This is a genomic window from Lentzea indica (assembly GCF_012184385.1).
Classification (GTDB): Bacteria; Actinomycetota; Actinomycetes; order Mycobacteriales; family Pseudonocardiaceae; genus Lentzea; species Lentzea indica.
On record NZ_VSRL01000207.1, the window covers coordinates 1 to 15,707 of the forward strand.

A 15,707-nucleotide genomic window follows, 5' to 3' on the forward strand; every position below is an offset into this window, starting at 1 on the left:
CGCGGCTTCGACCCGTCGGCCGATCCGGCCGATCCGGCGGAAGTGCTCGCCGGGTTCCTCGGTGCGTTCGGCGTGTCCGGAGGCAGGGTGCCTCTGGACCTGCCGGAACGCGCGGCGCTCTACCGCAGCGTCGTCGCAGACCGCCGCGTGCTGGTGCTGCTCGACAACGCCCGCGACGTCGAACAGGTCCGCCCGCTGCTGCCGGCCGGCAGGGGCTGCCTGGCCGTGATCACCAGCCGCAACCGGTTCACCGGGCTCGTCGTCCGCGAGGGCGCGGTCCCGGTGACGCTCGACGTGCTGGACGACGAGGACGCCGTCGCGCTCCTCACCGCGCGCCTCGGCGACGAACGCGTGGCGGCTGAACCGGACGCCGTCGCCGAACTGGTGGCGTTCTGCGGTGGACTGCCGCTCGCGCTCGCCTTGGCCGCTTCCAGGGCCGCCGACGATCCTGGTCTCACCCTGCGCTCGCTCGCCGATGAGCTGGCCGCGTCCAGCGGGCTGATGAGCAGCGTTGAGGCGGTCTTCTCCGCTTCCTACGGCCTGCTCGACGACGACACGGCCCGGTTGTTGCGGCTGCTCGGACTGACGACCGGCCCGGACATCCCGCTGGACGCCGCCACCGCGCTCGACGGCCGCCGTCGCGTTGATGTGCGCAGATCGCTGCAAACGTTGACGCGCATGCACCTCATCAACGAACGCACCCCTGGCAGGTACACGTTCCACGACCTGCTGCGCGCGTATTCGCGGTCCATGGCGGAGCAGGACGCAGACGTGGCGGTGCGCCGGTTGCTCGAGTTCTACCTGCACTCGGTGGACAGCGCCGATCAGCTGCTGCGCCGCGGCAGGGCCGAGATCACGCTGTGCCCGCTCTCCGACGGGGTTCAGCCGGTGCTGTTCGAGGACCCGGCGGTCGCGGCAGCCTGGTGCGAGACCGAGCACGAGAACCTGCTGGCAGCCGTCCGTCTCGCCAGTGAGCACGGTCTGCACCAGCACGCCTGGCAGCTCGCGACAGTCATGTTCGGCTATCTCCACCTGCGGCAGCGCCCGTCCGAACGGATCGAGCTGTACCGCGTCGCGCTCGCGGCCGCCCGCGCGAGCGGAGACAGGTACGCCGAGGGCGTCACCCTGCACTCACTGGGCAACGCGCATTGCTCGCACGGCGCTTTCGCCGATGCCGACGAGTGCTACGCCGAGGCCCTGCGGGTGCGCGAGGAGATCGGCCACCTGCACGGCATCGCGGTCACCCTCGACCAGTGGGCCATCAACCACGCGCTGAACGGTGACCCCGAGTCGGCGAAAGCCCTGCACGAACGCGCCATCGCGAAGCGCCGCGAGCAGGGCTCGCCCGTCGGCCTGGCCACCGCGCTGAACAACTACTCGATGACACTGGTGAGCCTGAAGGAGTTCGACGCCGCGCTGGCCGCGAACGACGAGGCTTACGAGGCCGTCGTCGGGGCGGGGATGACCGAGCTCGCTGCGTCCACTTTGGACACACGAGGCCTGCTGCACCTGGAACGCGGCCACCTCGCCGAGGCCATCGCGACCTTCCACCGGGTGCTCGCACTGCCCGGTGACCAACTGCCGAACGAGGTCAAGACCGTCACGCTGGAAAACCTCGCCAACGCGCACGCACGCACAGGACGTGCGGAAGACGCCGCGGCCGCGTTGAAGGAGGCGTTGCTCCTCCGTGAGGAACTGGGCAACGAGGCAGCGGCGGCACGGCTGCGTGCCCGGATCGCGGAACTCTCCTAACCCTCTTCGAGGTCCCGCACGAACTGCCGGATGCCGGTCGCCATCGCCAGGCGACCGGACTCGGCGCGCGCCAACGCCTCACGGGCGTGTGCCAGGGCAGCCTGCCGATCACCGACGCGGTCGAGGAGCTGGGCACCGTGGAACAGGATCTCGACCTTGGGCCTGGCACTCAGGTGGTCGAGCGATCCGGAGGAGAAGATGCCGCGGTAGATCTGCACCGCCTTGTCGAGGTCTCCCAACCCTGCGTGTGCCTGGGCAAGCGTGTCCTTCGCCGATGGAGTGGCGTCGTAAGCGGAATCCATCGCTTCGAGTGCCTCGTTCGCGACCGAGATCGCCTCGGCGAAGTCGCCTTTGTGGACGAGCGTGTAAGCGAGGCTGTTCATCGACGAGGCCCATCCCTGGACGTTGCCGGTGAGCCGCCACTGCTCGACGGACTCGCGGTAGTGCAGCAGCGCCTCGTCGTGATGTCCTTGCCAGAGACACGTGCTCGCGAGCTCGGCTTCGGTGATGGCGATTCCACGTGTGTAGCCGATCTCCCGCCGGATGCGGAGTGCCTCGCGCAGCGTGCGTTCGGCTTCTTCGAAGTGATGACTGTTCTTGTGCGCGATCCCGGTCGAGTGCAGCGCAACGGCTTCTGCGAATCGATCACCCAACTGCCTGGCGGCCTCGAGCGCGGTGCCGAAGACGCGGAGGCGGTCGTCGTTGGAGCCGAGGACCCCCAGGTGACCGATCAGCGAGTAGGGCAGTTTCCACGCGTGTTCGAGGTGTCCTTCGGTCAGCGCGAACTCGCAGAGTTCGAGGAGCAGGTCGTATTCACGCCGGCTCCACTCGACAGCCGCGCCCGTGTCGCTGAACTCGATCGTCTCCACCACCGGGTCGCGCTCGGTCAGCGGCTTCTGGGCGCGATGCGAGAGGATCACGCTTTCGGCGTTGTCGACCGTGTGCAGGTAGTGGTCCAGGAAGCGCACGGCCGCCGCTCGACGGTCCTCGGCGGACTCCTCAGCGGCCGCGCGTTCGCGAGCGTGCAGCCAGAGCAGGTCGTGCTGTGAAAACCGTTGGGGCGCGCGCTCTTCGACGAGGTGCGCCCGTGTCAGCGTGCGAAGGAGCTTCAACGCCCGGCCGCTCGGCACACCGAGCAGCGCACCGGCGGACATCGGTGTGAAGTCGGCGCGCGACGCCAGTCCGAGCATCCGGAACATTCGCCGTTCCTCCGGCGCGAGCGCCAGGTACGAGAGGTCGAACGCCGCTCGGACCGCCGCTTCCCCGTCGTCACCGATCTCGAGCTCTGCCAGTCGATCTCCGGTGCTGAGCTGGTCCACCAGGTCCTGCACGCTGAGGTGTGGTTCGCCTGCGAGCAACGACGCGGCGATGCGCAACGCCAGTGGCAGACACGCGCACAGCCGCGCGAGTTCGGCGGTGGCTTCGGGTTCCGCCTGCGTGCGGTCCGCGCCGATCACCTTCGCCAGCAGCTGGATCGCCTCGTCCAGCGGCAGCACACCCAGCTTCAGCACCTTGGCGTCGTTCAACGCCACCAATCCGCGCAGATCGGACCGGCTCGTGATCACGACGACCGATCGGCCACCCGCCGGCAGCAGCGCTCGCACCTGCTCCGCCGTGCAGGCGTTGTCCAACAGCACCAGCACACGGCGGTTCGCGAGCAACGACCGGTACACACCGATGCGCTGGTCGGTCTGGTCGGGAATCTCCTTCGACGGGTGACCGAGCCCGCGCAGCAGCTGGCCGAGCGCGTCGTGCGGGGTCAGCGGCTCCTCACGGTCGTAGCCGCGGAGGTTCACCGCGAGCTGCCCGTCGGGGAACCGGTCCCGCACCCGATGCGCCCAGTGCACCGCGAGCGCGGTCTTGCCGACACCGGCCGAACCTGCGATGGCCGAGATGACCACCGCCTGTCCAGCTGTGCCGGAAGGCAGGAGCTGGTCGAGCCGCGCGAGATCGCCGAGGCGGCCCGTGAAGCTCGCGAGGCCGGTCGGCAGCTGCCGCGGGACCACGGCCTCCCGTCGCGTGTCCAGCTTCGGCTCTGCTCGCAGGATCGACTGGTGCAGCTCTCGCAGGCCCGGCCCGGGGTCGATTCCCAGCTCGTCCGCCAGCAGGCTGCTGACCTGCCGAAACGCCTCCAGCGCCGCCGCCTGCTGGTCCGAACGGTAGAGCGCGATCATCAGCTGCGCCCAGAACCGTTCCCGCAGTGGATGTTCCGCGGTCAGCGCGCGAAGTTCGGGCACGAGGTCGGCGGTACGACCACCGTCGAGGTCCAGTTCGACGCGTCGTTCCAGGGTGGCGAGCCGTTCCGCGACGAGCTGCGGAACGTCGTCGCGGTGCAGAGCGGTCGAGGCGACGTTCCTGAGCACCGGGCCGCGCCACAGCGCCAGTGCCGCGTGCGGGTCGTTGTCGGACAGCGCGCGGAACCGGAGAAGGTCGAGATTCTCGACCTCGGCCAGATAGCCGTTCGTGGTGGTGGAGACGCAGTTCGCCGGACCGAGCGCCCGCCGCAACCGTGTCACGGTCATGTGCAGCGTCTTCGTCGCCCGGTCGAGGGACGGCGGCGAGCCGTCCCACAGGCGGTCCACGAGTTCGTCGACGGACACGAACTGGTTGGGCCGCAAGAGCAAGGTCGCGAGCAGCGCGCGGCCGTTGCCGGCAGGGACGACGACCGGTTCGCCGTTGAAGAGCACCTCCAACGGTCCCAGCACTCGGTACTCAGCCCCCAGCACGTGGGAAGTCTATGACGCTTTTGTCCCTTACCAGGACTTCGGCAACCCCGTGGACGAGCGGTTCGCCGTGCTGAAGAGCTTGCGACGAAGCTTGGCCCTGGTGCGTGGACCCGCCCCCGAGTGAGCGACCTTTGCCATCCGTGTCGTCCAGGCGTGCCGCATCGGGTAAGCATGTGCGCGAAAGAGGGGAAGGTGCATGAGCCTGCACGTCGCGGTCGACTTCGGCACGTCGAGCACCTGCGTCGCCATCTCGGTCAACGGGCGGGAGCCGCAGGTCGTCGTGTTCGACGGCCAGCCGCTGGTGCCGTCCGCCGTGTTCGCCGCTGCCGACGGCACGTTGTTCGTCGGTCAGGAGGCCGAGCGTCAGGCCGCGGTCGACCCTGCCCGGTATGAGCCGCACCCGAAGCGCCGCGTCGACGAGGGCGAGTTGCTGCTCGGCAGCACTGTGCTGCCCGTTGTGGACGTTGTGCGCGCGGTGCTGACTCGTGCCGTGGGAGAAGCACGACGCGTTGGTGGCGGAGCGCCGGTCGACCTTCTTGTACTCACTCATCCCGCGGACTGGGGCACGGTCCGCACCCGCGTGCTGCTCCAGGCGGCGCGGGGACTCGGCCGTGAGCTGGTGCTGGTGCCGGAGCCCGTCGCGGCCGCCGTCTTCCACTCCGCTAGTCACTCCATTCCGGACGGTGCCGCGCTCGCCGTGCTCGACCTCGGCGGTGGAACGGTCGACGCGAGCGTGGTGGCGCGCGCGGGCAAGAGCTTCCGGGTCCTGTCGGCCAAGGGTGATCCGAGTTTCGGTGGCGCCGACATCGACCAGGCGTTGCTGGAGCACGTCGGTGGGCTGGTGGCGGCCAAGGACCCCGAGGCGTGGCGGCAGCTCGTCGAGGGGCGCGAGATGGCCGACCGGCGCAAACGGCGGGTGCTGCGGCAGGACGTGCGGGGCGCCAAGGAGACGCTGTCCCGGCACGCCTACACCGACGTGCCGATGCCGCCGCCGTTCCCCGACGCGCACGTGACGCGCTCGGACCTGGAGCAGCTGATCACCTCGCCGCTCAGCAGGGCTGCCGCACTGGCCGGCGCCGCCGTCCGTGACGCCGGCCTCGCGCCTCAGCAGCTCGCCGGCGTGTTTCTCGTCGGTGGGTCGAGCCGGATCCCCCTCGTCGCACGGCTGGTGCACGAGCACACCCGTGTGGTGCCCACGAGCATCGACCAGCCGGAGACCGTCGTCGCCCGCGGCGCGCTGCGGGCGGTCAGCCTCGACCCGGAACGGACCGGCGGGGTGGCCCAGCAGCAGACGCCGCCGAAGGGCGGTCCGGGTGACGTGACCCACAACCTGCGGGTGACCGACGACGCCACCCGCAAGATCACCCGCCGGATCACGCCGCCGCCCGCCGGGCAGTTCCCGTCCGCGTTCCCCACGGCACCTCAGCCCAAGAGGAAGAGCAAGGCACCGCTGTTCATCGCGATCGGTGTCGTGGTCGTGCTCGCCGCGGCCGGTGTCGGTGGTTACCTCTGGCTGAACCGCGAGAAAACGCAGCAGCAACAGAATCCGTCGGCCAATCAGATCGCCGTGTACGACTACAGCTTCACGCGGCCGGACGGCTGGGAGCAGACGGGCGGCGCGGCCAATGATCGACAGGTGCTTTTGCAACCGATTGAGCGCAAGAATTCCGAAGGCAAACAGCCGGAAGCGCGTATTGCTGTGCAGGAGCAAACTCTCACCTACAACAGTGATCAGGATCGCGTTCGCGCGCTGACGGAGCTGCGGAACAAGTATCAGGATCGCAAGGGGAACGGTGACAACGTCGCCGACTTCACCGACAACACGACATTCGCGGGGAAGTCTGTTGTTCACTATCGCGAAGTGGTCGAGGCGACCGGGGTCGACTGGTACATCCAGTTCGCCGGCGAGGTCCAGGTGAGCGTGGGCTGCCAGGCGACGACGGCCACGCAGGACCGCGTTCGGACCGCCTGCGAGCAGATCGTCCGCTCGCTGGTCATCAAGTCGTAGCCGCACCATCAGGGAGTCGTGGATGTCCGCCACCGAGGTTCTCGCCCGGTTCCGCGCCGAGGTCGGAGCCGCCGTCACCCGCGCCCGTCGCGCGTCCGGTGAGATCGGGGAACGCAACGCCAAGCTGCGGGAACGCACCCGCGACCTGGCCGCGCAGGCGCGTGAGCGCAAGGTCGAACCCGGTGCTCGGGTCACCTCTGCCGACGTCAGGGAGGCCGCCACCGGGTTCCGTGGCGATCGCGGGCTGCCCGTCGAGCAGGTGCCGGACGCCGCGGAACTCACCGCTCCGGGGACCCCTGCTCCAGTTGAGACGGAGCAGGCGACCACTCTCGGTTCCGCCGCTGTCGCCGGTCCGAGTGGTCAGCTTCCCCGTGTGAGTGACGATGACGAGGACTTTTCGCAGTCGCGAATCCTCTACTGACTCGTGGTTTCACCCGGTGCCGTTTACTAGAGCAACTACTTCGAAAGAAGTCGCGACAGGGCGGAACCGACGTGGCAGGGTCCTCGTCGTAAGAGGCGTACGAACCAAGAAGTACGACCTGAAGTTCTAGAACAGGGGGCATCTCCCAATGGGTACTTTCTCACTTACGCCTGAGGACCTCGACGCACTGGCGAAGCACATCGCCAACGTCAACGACTCGACGCAGGGCACCCTCCGTCAGGTCCGCAGCTCGGTCGAGGGTGTGCAGAGCAGCTGGCAGGGCACGGCGGCCACCGCCTTCCAGAACCTGATGACGCGGTTCGACGAGGACGCCCGCAAGGTGCAGGAAGCGCTGATGTCCATCTGCGAGCAGATCTCGAGCTCGTCGGAGGTCTACAAGCAGCAGGAAGCCGAGTCGGAGCAGAGCGTCAGCACCATCGCCAACCGCCTCTGACCTTTGTTTTTCGCGTTCGAGCTCGCTTTCTTCAAATCAGACTTCAGCAGACTTTTCTAGGGGAGATCAGCAATGGGCGGATACATGAAGGTCGGCTTCGCGGAGATCGCGAACGCCGCTTCGTCGATCACCAGCGGTGCCTCGCAGGTGCAGGGCCAGCTGGACGACCTGCAGCAGCAGGTCACCAAGACGCTCGCCGCGTGGGAGGGTGCCACGCAGGGCGCCTACCAGGAGGCTCAGGCCAAGTGGACCCAGGCCGCCACCGACCTGCAGGAGGTCCTCGCGGCCATCGGCATCGCCGTGCAGCAGGCCGGCGAGGCGTACCAGGCCGCTGAGCAGAAGAACACCGCGCGCTGGTAAGTCCGCCGCGGTACCGCTAGACCCTCGCGAGCCCCGGAACCACGTGGTCCGGGGCTCGCGTACGTCCGGGGGTGGCAGCTTCGGAGGGGTCGTTTTGGTCCCCGCACCACCCATCCGGTATCTTCTTACGTTGTTGTGCGGTAGCTGGCGCCCGTGTGTGCCGCGCCTGTCTCGGAACCACCGCTTGGTTCGTCCAAGATCGGTCTGGGGCAACCGCCGCAGTGACCCCAGACGCAAGTGACGACGAGGTAGATCCGTGCGCACGTACAGCCCGAAGCCCGGTGAGGTGACCCGAACCTGGCACGTGATCGACGCCCAGGACGTGGTGCTCGGCCGGCTCGCCACCCAGGCCGCGACGCTGCTGCGCGGCAAGCACAAGCCGACCTACGCCCCGCACGTTGACACTGGTGACTTCGTGGTCATCATCAACGCGGACAAGGTCGCCCTGACCGGCGCCAAGCGTGACCAGGCGTTCCAGTACCGCCACTCCGGTTTCCCCGGTGGTCTGCGCAAGCAGTCCTTCGGCGAGGTCCTGGACACCCGTCCGGACCGCCTGGTGGAGAAGGCGATCAAGGGCATGCTGCCCAAGAACCGCCTGGGCCGTCAGATCGCGAACAAGCTGAAGGTCTACAGCGGACCGAACCACCCGCACGCGGCGCAGCAGCCGCAGGCCTTCGAGATCAAGAAGATCGCCCAGTGAGCGACGAGTACACCGAGGAAGTTCCTGTGACCACCCCTGAGAACGAGACCCCCGAAGCCGTCGAGGCTGAGGTTGTCGAGGCCGAGGTCGTCGAGGCTGCTCCCGAGGCCGAGGCCACTGAGGCTGAGGTCGTCGAGGAAGAAGCCTCCGCACCGGTGGTCGTCGCGCCCTCGCTGAACGGCGCCGCGCACCTCGCGCAGACCGTCGGCCGCCGCAAGGAGGCCGTCGTCCGCGTCCGCCTCGTGCCCGGCACCGGCAAGTTCACGCTGAACGGCAAGGCCCTCGAGGACTACTTCCCGAACAAGGTGCACCAGCAGCTCATCAAGGAGCCGCTCGTCACCACGGAGAAGCCCGAGACCTTCGACGTGATCGCCAACCTGCGTGGCGGCGGCATCACCGGCCAGGCCGGTGCGCTGCGTCTCGCCATCGCGCGTGCGCTGATCGCCGTCGACTCCGAGGACCGCCCGGCGCTGAAGAAGGCCGGCTTCCTCACCCGTGACCCGAGGGTCAAGGAGCGCAAGAAGTACGGTCTGAAGAAGGCCCGCAAGGCGCCTCAGTACTCCAAGCGTTGATGTAACGACGCAGCTGTACCTGCGGGAGCAGCAGTTCACCTCGAACTGCTGCTCCCGCAGTGTTTTCCGGGTCCTTCCCGCCGCCTCGCAGTGTCCATATCGGAGGATTCATGGCCCGCCTGTTCGGCACCGACGGTGTGCGCGGTCTCGCCAACGCCGATCTCACCCCTGAGCTCGCGATGTCCGTCGCGGCCGCAGCGGCACGCGTGCTCGCCGAGCACGACCGCTCCCACCGCCCGGTCGCCGTCGTCGGCCGCGACCCCAGGGCGAGCAGCGAGATGCTCGACGCCGCCGTCACCGCAGGCCTCACCTCGGCCGGCGCGGACGTGCTGCGCGTCGGTGCCTTGCCCACGCCCGCCGTCGCACATCTCGTCGCCGCGCTCGGCGCCGACATCGGCGTGATGATCTCCGCATCGCACAACGCGATGCCGGACAACGGGATCAAGCTCTTCGCCGCCGGTGGCCACAAGCTGCCCGACGAGGTCGAGGACGAGATCGAGCAGCACATGGGCGCCGGCTTCGAGCGCCCCACGGGTGCCGCCATCGGCCGGGTGCGTGACGTTCCCGACGCCGAGACCCAGTACGTCGAGCACCTGCTCAAGGTCACCCCGTACCGCCTCGACGGCCTCAAGGTCGTGGTGGACTGCGCGAACGGTGCCGCGTCCGTGGCCGCACCGGACGCGTACCGCCGCGCCGGGGCCGAGGTGATCGCGATCAACGCGACCCCGGACGGCCTCAACATCAACGACGGTTGTGGTTCCACGCACATCGACGTCGTGGCCGCGGCCGTTCGTGAGCACGGCGCCGACCTCGGCATCGCGCACGACGGTGACGCCGACCGCTGCCTCGCCGTGGACGCCGAGGGCAACCCCGTCGACGGCGACCAGATCCTCGCGGTCCTCGCGCTCGCCATGCGCGACGCGGGCGAGCTGTACGAGGACACCCTCGTCGCCACCGTGATGAGCAACCTCGGCCTGCACCTCGCCATGAGGGACGCCAAGATCCAGCTGCGCACCACCGCCGTCGGCGACCGCTACGTGCTGCAGGAGCTCAAGGCCGGCGGCTACTCGCTCGGCGGCGAGCAGTCCGGCCACGTGGTGCTGCCCGCGCACGCCACCACCGGCGACGGCCTGCTCACCGCGCTGCGCCTGATGGCCCGCATGGCCGAGACGGGCAAGTCGCTCGCCGACCTCGCTTCCGTGATGCGCCGCCTGCCGCAGGTCCTGATCAACGTGAAGGTCTCCGACAAGGCCGCGGTCGCCAAGGCCGCCTCGGTCAGCGAGGCCGTCGCCGCCGTCGAAGCCGAGCTGGGCGACACCGGCCGCGTGCTGCTGCGCCCGTCGGGAACCGAGCAGCTCGTGCGGGTGATGGTCGAGGCCACCAGCCACGAACAGGCGGAGTCGGCCGCGCAACGTCTGGCGGGTGTGGTTTCCTCGGTGCACTGAGGATCTCGGAGGAATCGTGGCGATCTGGTTGGTGCTGTTCGTTCTGCTGGTGCTGGTGGTCGGCGGCGTGATCCTGGTGGTCGCGCTGGCCACCAGGAAGAAGCCCGTGCATCCCCCTCAGCAGGGATACCCGTACCAGCAGCAACCACCGCCTCCAGGGCCGCCGGGGTACCCGCAGCAGCCCGCGCCCGGTCACCAGCCGCCCACGCAGAACGGCTGGTGATCCGTGGTGCGCATCGGACCGATCGAGCTGCTGATCATCCTGTTCGTCCTGGCTCTCATCGTGGCCGCGGTCGTCATCGTGATCGTCGTGAAGAACCAGAAGAAGCGGCCGCAGCACCCGCCGCAGTTCCCGCCGAACCAGCCCTACCCGCCCCAGCAGCAGCCTCCCTTCCCGCCTGGTCAACAGCCCTACCCACCTGGGCAGCAGGGTCCTCCTCCCGGCGGGCAGTGGCCTGGGCAACCTCCTGGTCAGCAGCCGCCGCCACCCAATCAGTGGTGATCGTCGGCGTGCTGCGCCGAATGGCTGTTTACTAAGGCAACCGACCTTGCGGAGCTCAGGTCAGCGTGTGATCTGAGCTGGCACTGTATGGCGGAACCCCACTGAGCCGAACTGCGTCAGATCGGGGACTAGGGGAGGCAGGAGCACATGTCTGGCTATCAGGCGAACGCCGGCGAAATGATGTCGTCCGCGACGACCATTCAGGGCATCGCGACCGAGATCGAGAACTACAAGGCCAAGATCACCGCCAGTGCCGTGAGCGAGAAGGACTTCGGTCGCGCGCACACCGCAGGTGGTGCCAAGTACAAGGCCGGCCTGCCGAAGATAGCCGAGGCGATCGGTGCCTACTCCGCGGCGATGAAGGGCCTTTCGGACAAGCTGCGCGAGTCCGCGAACGGCTACGAATGGTCCGAAGAGGCGAATGCCGCCAAGATCAACAAGCAGGGAAGGTAGTCGCGGATGCCCAGCTGGGAAGAAGTAAAGAAGCTCTGCGACAACCCCGAGGTCCCGCCGGACCAGAAGAAAGCCCTTCTCGAGGCGTACTACGCCACCGAGGCGCACGACAACCCGATGGGCACGTTCAACGACGAGCTCGAGACCTACCTGGACAACTATGACGTCTCCTGGGGAGATGGTCAGTGGCAGGCGTTCAAGAACACGATGCCGTGGGCGGACAGTTCGGAAGACCGCCTGAACAAGGCCTACGACGAGGCCAAGAAGTCGGGCGAGGCCGGGCAGAAGAAGGTCGACGAGCACAACAAAGCGAAGACTGACGGCCAGAACACGCTGGACCAGTCCGAGCAGCGCGCGGCTGACGGCGGTGCGGGCGTCGGCAACTCCAACTTCCTGCTCGACGCGGGTGCGCCCGGTCTCAAGTACTTCGAGAACTTCCTCCCGGTCTACGCGGAGGCGAAGTCGGTCATCGGTGTCGGCGCGGACGTCAACACCGACTACAAGAACGTCAAGACGCTCTACGAAGAGCAGCGCGACATCGACTTCCACAAGATCGACGAAGACATCAAGGAGATGCGGACCATCTCCGGTGAGCTGCGCACGCAGCAGGCCGACTCCGAGAAGTCGATGTCGAAGCTCTGGTCGAGCTGGGACGGCAAGGCCGCGGACAACTCCCGCACCTTCGTCGCCGACTTCTCGAAGAAGGCGGCCGCTGTCGCGGACGGCGTCAACCACATCGCCGACGCGACGCGCCTGGCGTGCCACACGGTCTCGCAGCTGGTGAACGACAAGGCGAACACCGTGCTGAACGGTGTGGGCAGCCCGTTCGACATCGCCGGCAAGACGCCGCCGCAGATCCGCGAGGTGGTCCAGGCCGCGGACAGCGAGGACGAGGGCCTGCTCAAGCGCGCGGCCGGGCACGTCGGGATCAAGATCGACGACGAGGCCTGCGACGACGACGTGTGGAAGGGCGAGGTCCGCAAGGGCTGCCGCGAGTGGCTGCAGGGCACGTTCCACAAGGACGTCAGCGAGAAGTACAAGAACTTCGTGGAGCTCTGCAAGAACACGAAGAAGTCGGTCGACGAGGCGTGGAACGCGCTCGGCGCGGAGATCGACAAGATCAACACCAAGCCGTTCGAGCCCGCCAAGGAGGAGAAGCCCGCCGACAAGCCCGGTGACAACACCGGTGGCGGTGGCGACAAGAAGGGCACCGGCGGTGGCGGCGGTGGTGGCGGCGGCGGCTCGAACGGTGGCGGTGGCGGCGGGGGCGGCGGCATGCCGGAGGTCCCGAAGCCGGAGAACCCGCTCGACAAGAACGGCGACGGCAAGCCGGACGTGCCGGGTGACACCGATGGCGACGGCAAGGTCGACGACCTCGATGGTGACGGCAAGCCGGACAACCAGCAGCAGCCGAAGCCCGAGGAGAACCTCGAGTCCGTCACGGTCAAGGCCGGCGACAACACGATCAAGGTCACGGAGCCCGACTCGAACGGGCACGTGAAGATGACGATCGACACGCCGAAGGGTGAGCCGAAGACCTACGACCTGGACTTCAGCAAGAACCCGGAGGCCGCCAAGGCTCTGATGGGCCAGAACGGCACCCAGGCCATCACGGCCATGGCCAACCAGCTCACCGGCACGGCGACCCAAGGCTCGCGCCGGCCGCGCGCGACCGGCAACACGCCGACGCCCGGCGGCGGCGCGCCCGGTGGCACCGGCATGGGTGCGCCCGGCTCCGAGTCGAACCCGATCCCGGTCGAGGTCGGCGCCGACGGCAAGATCCACATCGAGCAGGACGGCGTCAACTTCACCGCCGAGGTCAACGCCGACACCGGCGAGATCAACCTGACCGCGGACAACGGCGACGGCACTCCCGACCAGATCGGCGTGAGCTTCGGCGAGGACGAGAACCCCGCCGCGGGCACCGATCCGGCCGGTGTCGGCGCCGGTGGCGGCGGTGGCATGACCGGCGACCTGCGGCTCGACCAGCCGCTGAACATCCCGGAACAGGACTTCCCGCGGCCCGTCGAGGGCGAGTTCCAGCCCATGCCGGCGCCCGCTCAGGGCGAGTTCCAGACGATGCCTGCTCAGGGCGAGTTCCAAGCGATGCCTGCGCCTGCCCAGGGTGAGTTCCAGACGATGCCCGCGCCCGCTCAGGGCGAGTTCCAGACCATGCCCGCCCAGGGCGAGCAGATCTGGAGCCCGCCTGGCCAGGAGGGCCCGAGCGTGGGCGAGCGGTTCCAGGAGTCGATGGGCCGCAGCTACATCGAGGACAACGGCTTCATGCCGAACGTCGGCGAGCCCAGGATCTCCGGCGAGGGCCCGCTCCACGCCCAGACCGCGTCCGTGGACAGCACGATGACGTCCGGCGTCTCGTTCACCGGTGGCGGTTCCTCCGGCAACGAGTCCGTGCTCGGCGGTTCGTCGCCGGCGGACAGCGCCTGGAGCACTCCGTCCCAGAGCGACAACGGCGGCTCGTTCAACACGAACGCCTCCGAGGCCGGTCAGGCGGGCTCGGCGAACCTGCCGTCCATGCAGGACGCCCACGGCCAGGCGACGTCCGGTCCCGCGTCCGGCGGCATGATGGGCGGCGGGATGATGGGCGGTGGCGGCATGATGGGTGGTGGTGCCGGCGCCGGTGGTCAGCAGGGCGGCGACACCGAGCGCGGCGCGAGCCAGTGGCGCACCACCGGTTCGCTGTTCGACGAGGACAACAACAACCCGCTGAGCAGCGCCCAGGGCGTGCTCAGCGGCGACGAGGGCAACCGGGGTGGTAGCTGGTGAGCGATCTCGACCTCGCCGCGTTCAAGGCGAAGCTCTCGGGCATCGAGTCGGAGCACTCCACGCGCATGGCCGACGTCCGGCAGAAGTTCGACGAGTCGACCAAGGCGACGCAGGAGAGCCACGACAAGTTCGCCGACCGCAAGCAGCGGCTCACCGAACGCCTCCGCGAGATGGCCCGCAACCAGCGCGGAGAGGGCCAGAACAAGGACCGCAGCAAGGAGCTGTCGTTCGGGCTCGAGGACGAGACCGCGGCTCCGCACGACGACCTCGCCGAGGAGCTCGCGCAGATCGAGAAGGAACGGCAGGAGCGCGAGCTGCGCGCCCAGTCGGAGGCCTTCATGCGCGGGCCGAACCAGGCGCCGCAGCAGCCGGTGCGGCAGCCTCCGGTCGTCCAGCCCCCGGTGACGCCTCCTCCGCCGATCCGCCAGGCGCGCCACCCAGGCGGCCGCAGCGCCCGCCCGTCGACGATGACGACGACCTCAGCAACCAGAGCTGGTTGTCCTGACCGACGAACGCCCCCGGGTCCGACGACCTGGGGGCGTTCTCGTTTGGTCAGCGCGGCGGGCCGTAGCCGGGCGGCGGCGGGCCCTGAGGTGGGCCGTAGCCGGGCTGCGGGGCTGCTGGGGCTGTCCGTAGCCGGGAGGTGGCGGCCCCTGCTGCGGGAACGGGGGCTGACCTCCCTGAGGGTGGCCGGCCTTAGGTTGGGCGGCGGGTCGCAGCGCCTTGGTCACCGGCGGCAGGATCGCCAGCACCCCGACGACGAGCGTGAGCCCGGCGACGATGTACGTGTCGCTGGTACCGCTCCAGCCGAGCTGTTGGTAGTAGACGAAGTGACAGGCACCGGCGAGCAACCCCACCACCGCGGTACCGGCAACGAGGAATGCACCGGGCATCTTGCGCAGAATGATCAGCAACGCGCCGAACACCAGCAACGCTGCCGCGAGCAGCTTGAGCACCAGGTCGGCGATGCTCAGCGGCGCCAGCAGGTCGCCGTTGCCACCGGTCTTCGCCAGCAGGAGCGCGACGACTTCCGGTTCCGACTCGTGCGGGCGTTTGACGGTGAGCCTGATGATTCCGAGGATCGCCCAGTACACGGCGACCCCGAGCGCGCTGACGGCGACGACGATCGCCATCGCGAAGCTGCCGCCCCTCGGCGGCGGTGGTGGCGGACCCCACTGCTGTTGCGGTTGTTGCTGCTGCCAACCCTGATTCGGCATCACGCCGAGCAACCTAGCGGCTGCGCAGCGCTTCCCGCTGGAAGACGAGGTTCGCGTTCTTCAGGTCACTGTCCAGCAGCTCGTCGTACGTCCGCTCACCGGTCAGCACCCTCAGCAGGAACGCGGTCACGAACGCGCGGCCGAGCTTGTGCGATCCGCGCTCGGCGTGGCCGTCCAGCAGGAGCTCGCTCCAGTGCCGTCCCTCGGTGAAACCGAGGTGCGAGGCCTTGGGCAGCAACCGCAGCTGCACCGGTCCGCCCCAGGCCTGGGCGATCGCCTCGGCGTGCCGACCGGCGGCGCGATGCGGTCCTCG

General features: G+C 68.7%; 14 protein-coding genes and 1 pseudogene. 12 read left to right on the top strand and 3 right to left on the bottom strand.

All coding sequences use genetic code 11. The features are described from left to right. Positions 1 to 1,752 (top strand): tetratricopeptide repeat protein (locus FXN61_RS36895; protein WP_167978574.1); only part of this gene is annotated, 1,752 nt, incomplete at its 5' end. Here FXN61_RS36895 and FXN61_RS36900 read toward each other — a convergent pair. Further along, positions 1,749 to 4,478, bottom strand: coding sequence for an AfsR/SARP family transcriptional regulator (locus FXN61_RS36900; protein ID WP_167978575.1), 2,730 nt, complete (start codon positions 4,476 to 4,478; stop codon positions 1,749 to 1,751). The genes FXN61_RS36895 and FXN61_RS36900 overlap by 4 nt on opposite strands. 196 nt (positions 4,479 to 4,674) lie before the next feature. Here FXN61_RS36900 and FXN61_RS36905 point away from each other — a divergent pair, with 196 nt between their 5' ends. The 11 genes from FXN61_RS36905 to FXN61_RS36955 all read left to right on the top strand — a co-directional run bounded on the left by FXN61_RS36905 (position 4,675) and on the right by FXN61_RS36955 (position 14,177). Further along, complete coding sequence (locus FXN61_RS36905; RefSeq protein ID WP_167978576.1) at positions 4,675 to 6,486, top strand: type VII secretion-associated protein; 1,812 nt, start codon at positions 4,675 to 4,677, stop codon at positions 6,484 to 6,486. Positions 6,487 to 6,508: 22 nt separating this feature from the next. After that, the gene (locus tag FXN61_RS36910; protein ID WP_167978577.1) at positions 6,509 to 6,907 is read left to right on the top strand and encodes a hypothetical protein; all 399 of its coding nucleotides are present in this window, start codon (positions 6,509 to 6,511) and stop codon (positions 6,905 to 6,907) included. Positions 6,908 to 7,055: 148 nt separating this feature from the next. Next, the gene (locus FXN61_RS36915) at positions 7,056 to 7,361 is read left to right on the top strand and encodes a WXG100 family type VII secretion target (RefSeq protein WP_167978578.1); all 306 of its coding nucleotides are present in this window, start codon (positions 7,056 to 7,058) and stop codon (positions 7,359 to 7,361) included. 72 nt (positions 7,362 to 7,433) lie between these two features. Beyond that, positions 7,434 to 7,721 carry a WXG100 family type VII secretion target gene (locus tag FXN61_RS36920; protein ID WP_167978579.1) on the top strand — a complete coding sequence of 96 codons (288 nt, stop codon included), beginning with the start codon at positions 7,434 to 7,436 and terminating at the stop codon, positions 7,719 to 7,721. Positions 7,722 to 7,977: 256 nt separating this feature from the next. Next, on the top strand, positions 7,978 to 8,421 hold the full coding sequence (gene rplM, locus FXN61_RS36925) for a 50S ribosomal protein L13 (RefSeq protein ID WP_166044633.1): 444 nt from the start codon (positions 7,978 to 7,980) through the stop codon (positions 8,419 to 8,421). 26 nt (positions 8,422 to 8,447) lie between these two features. Then, positions 8,448 to 8,993: a 30S ribosomal protein S9 gene (gene rpsI / locus FXN61_RS36930; protein WP_167978580.1), complete on the top strand. Its 546-nt coding sequence runs from the start codon at positions 8,448 to 8,450 to the stop codon at positions 8,991 to 8,993. Positions 8,994 to 9,103: 110 nt separating this feature from the next. Next, positions 9,104 to 10,438 carry a phosphoglucosamine mutase gene (glmM, locus tag FXN61_RS36935; RefSeq protein ID WP_167978581.1) on the top strand — a complete coding sequence of 445 codons (1,335 nt, stop codon included), beginning with the start codon at positions 9,104 to 9,106 and terminating at the stop codon, positions 10,436 to 10,438. A 16-nt stretch (positions 10,439 to 10,454) separates the two neighbouring features. Continuing rightward, positions 10,455 to 10,661, top strand: a complete 207-nt coding sequence (locus FXN61_RS36940; protein ID WP_167978582.1) for a hypothetical protein — start codon at positions 10,455 to 10,457, stop codon at positions 10,659 to 10,661. Between the two features lie 6 nt (positions 10,662 to 10,667). Continuing rightward, positions 10,668 to 10,940, top strand: coding sequence for a hypothetical protein (locus FXN61_RS36945; protein ID WP_188135887.1), 273 nt, complete (start codon positions 10,668 to 10,670; stop codon positions 10,938 to 10,940). 147 nt (positions 10,941 to 11,087) lie between these two features. Further along, on the top strand, positions 11,088 to 11,393 hold the full coding sequence (locus tag FXN61_RS36950) for a type VII secretion target (protein ID WP_167978583.1): 306 nt from the start codon (positions 11,088 to 11,090) through the stop codon (positions 11,391 to 11,393). Between the two features lie 6 nt (positions 11,394 to 11,399). Next, positions 11,400 to 14,177: a WXG100 family type VII secretion target gene (locus FXN61_RS36955; protein ID WP_167978572.1), complete on the top strand. Its 2,778-nt coding sequence runs from the start codon at positions 11,400 to 11,402 to the stop codon at positions 14,175 to 14,177. Between the two features lie 479 nt (positions 14,178 to 14,656). Here the strand turns inward: FXN61_RS36955 and FXN61_RS36960 are convergent, their stop codons facing one another. Both FXN61_RS36960 and FXN61_RS36965 read right to left on the bottom strand, forming a co-directional pair. Continuing rightward, positions 14,657 to 15,397, bottom strand: coding sequence for a hypothetical protein (locus tag FXN61_RS36960; RefSeq protein WP_167978573.1), 741 nt, complete (start codon positions 15,395 to 15,397; stop codon positions 14,657 to 14,659). A 10-nt stretch (positions 15,398 to 15,407) separates the two neighbouring features. Beyond that, a pseudogene (locus tag FXN61_RS36965) lies at positions 15,408 to 15,707 on the bottom strand (alpha/beta hydrolase); the annotation flags it as partial.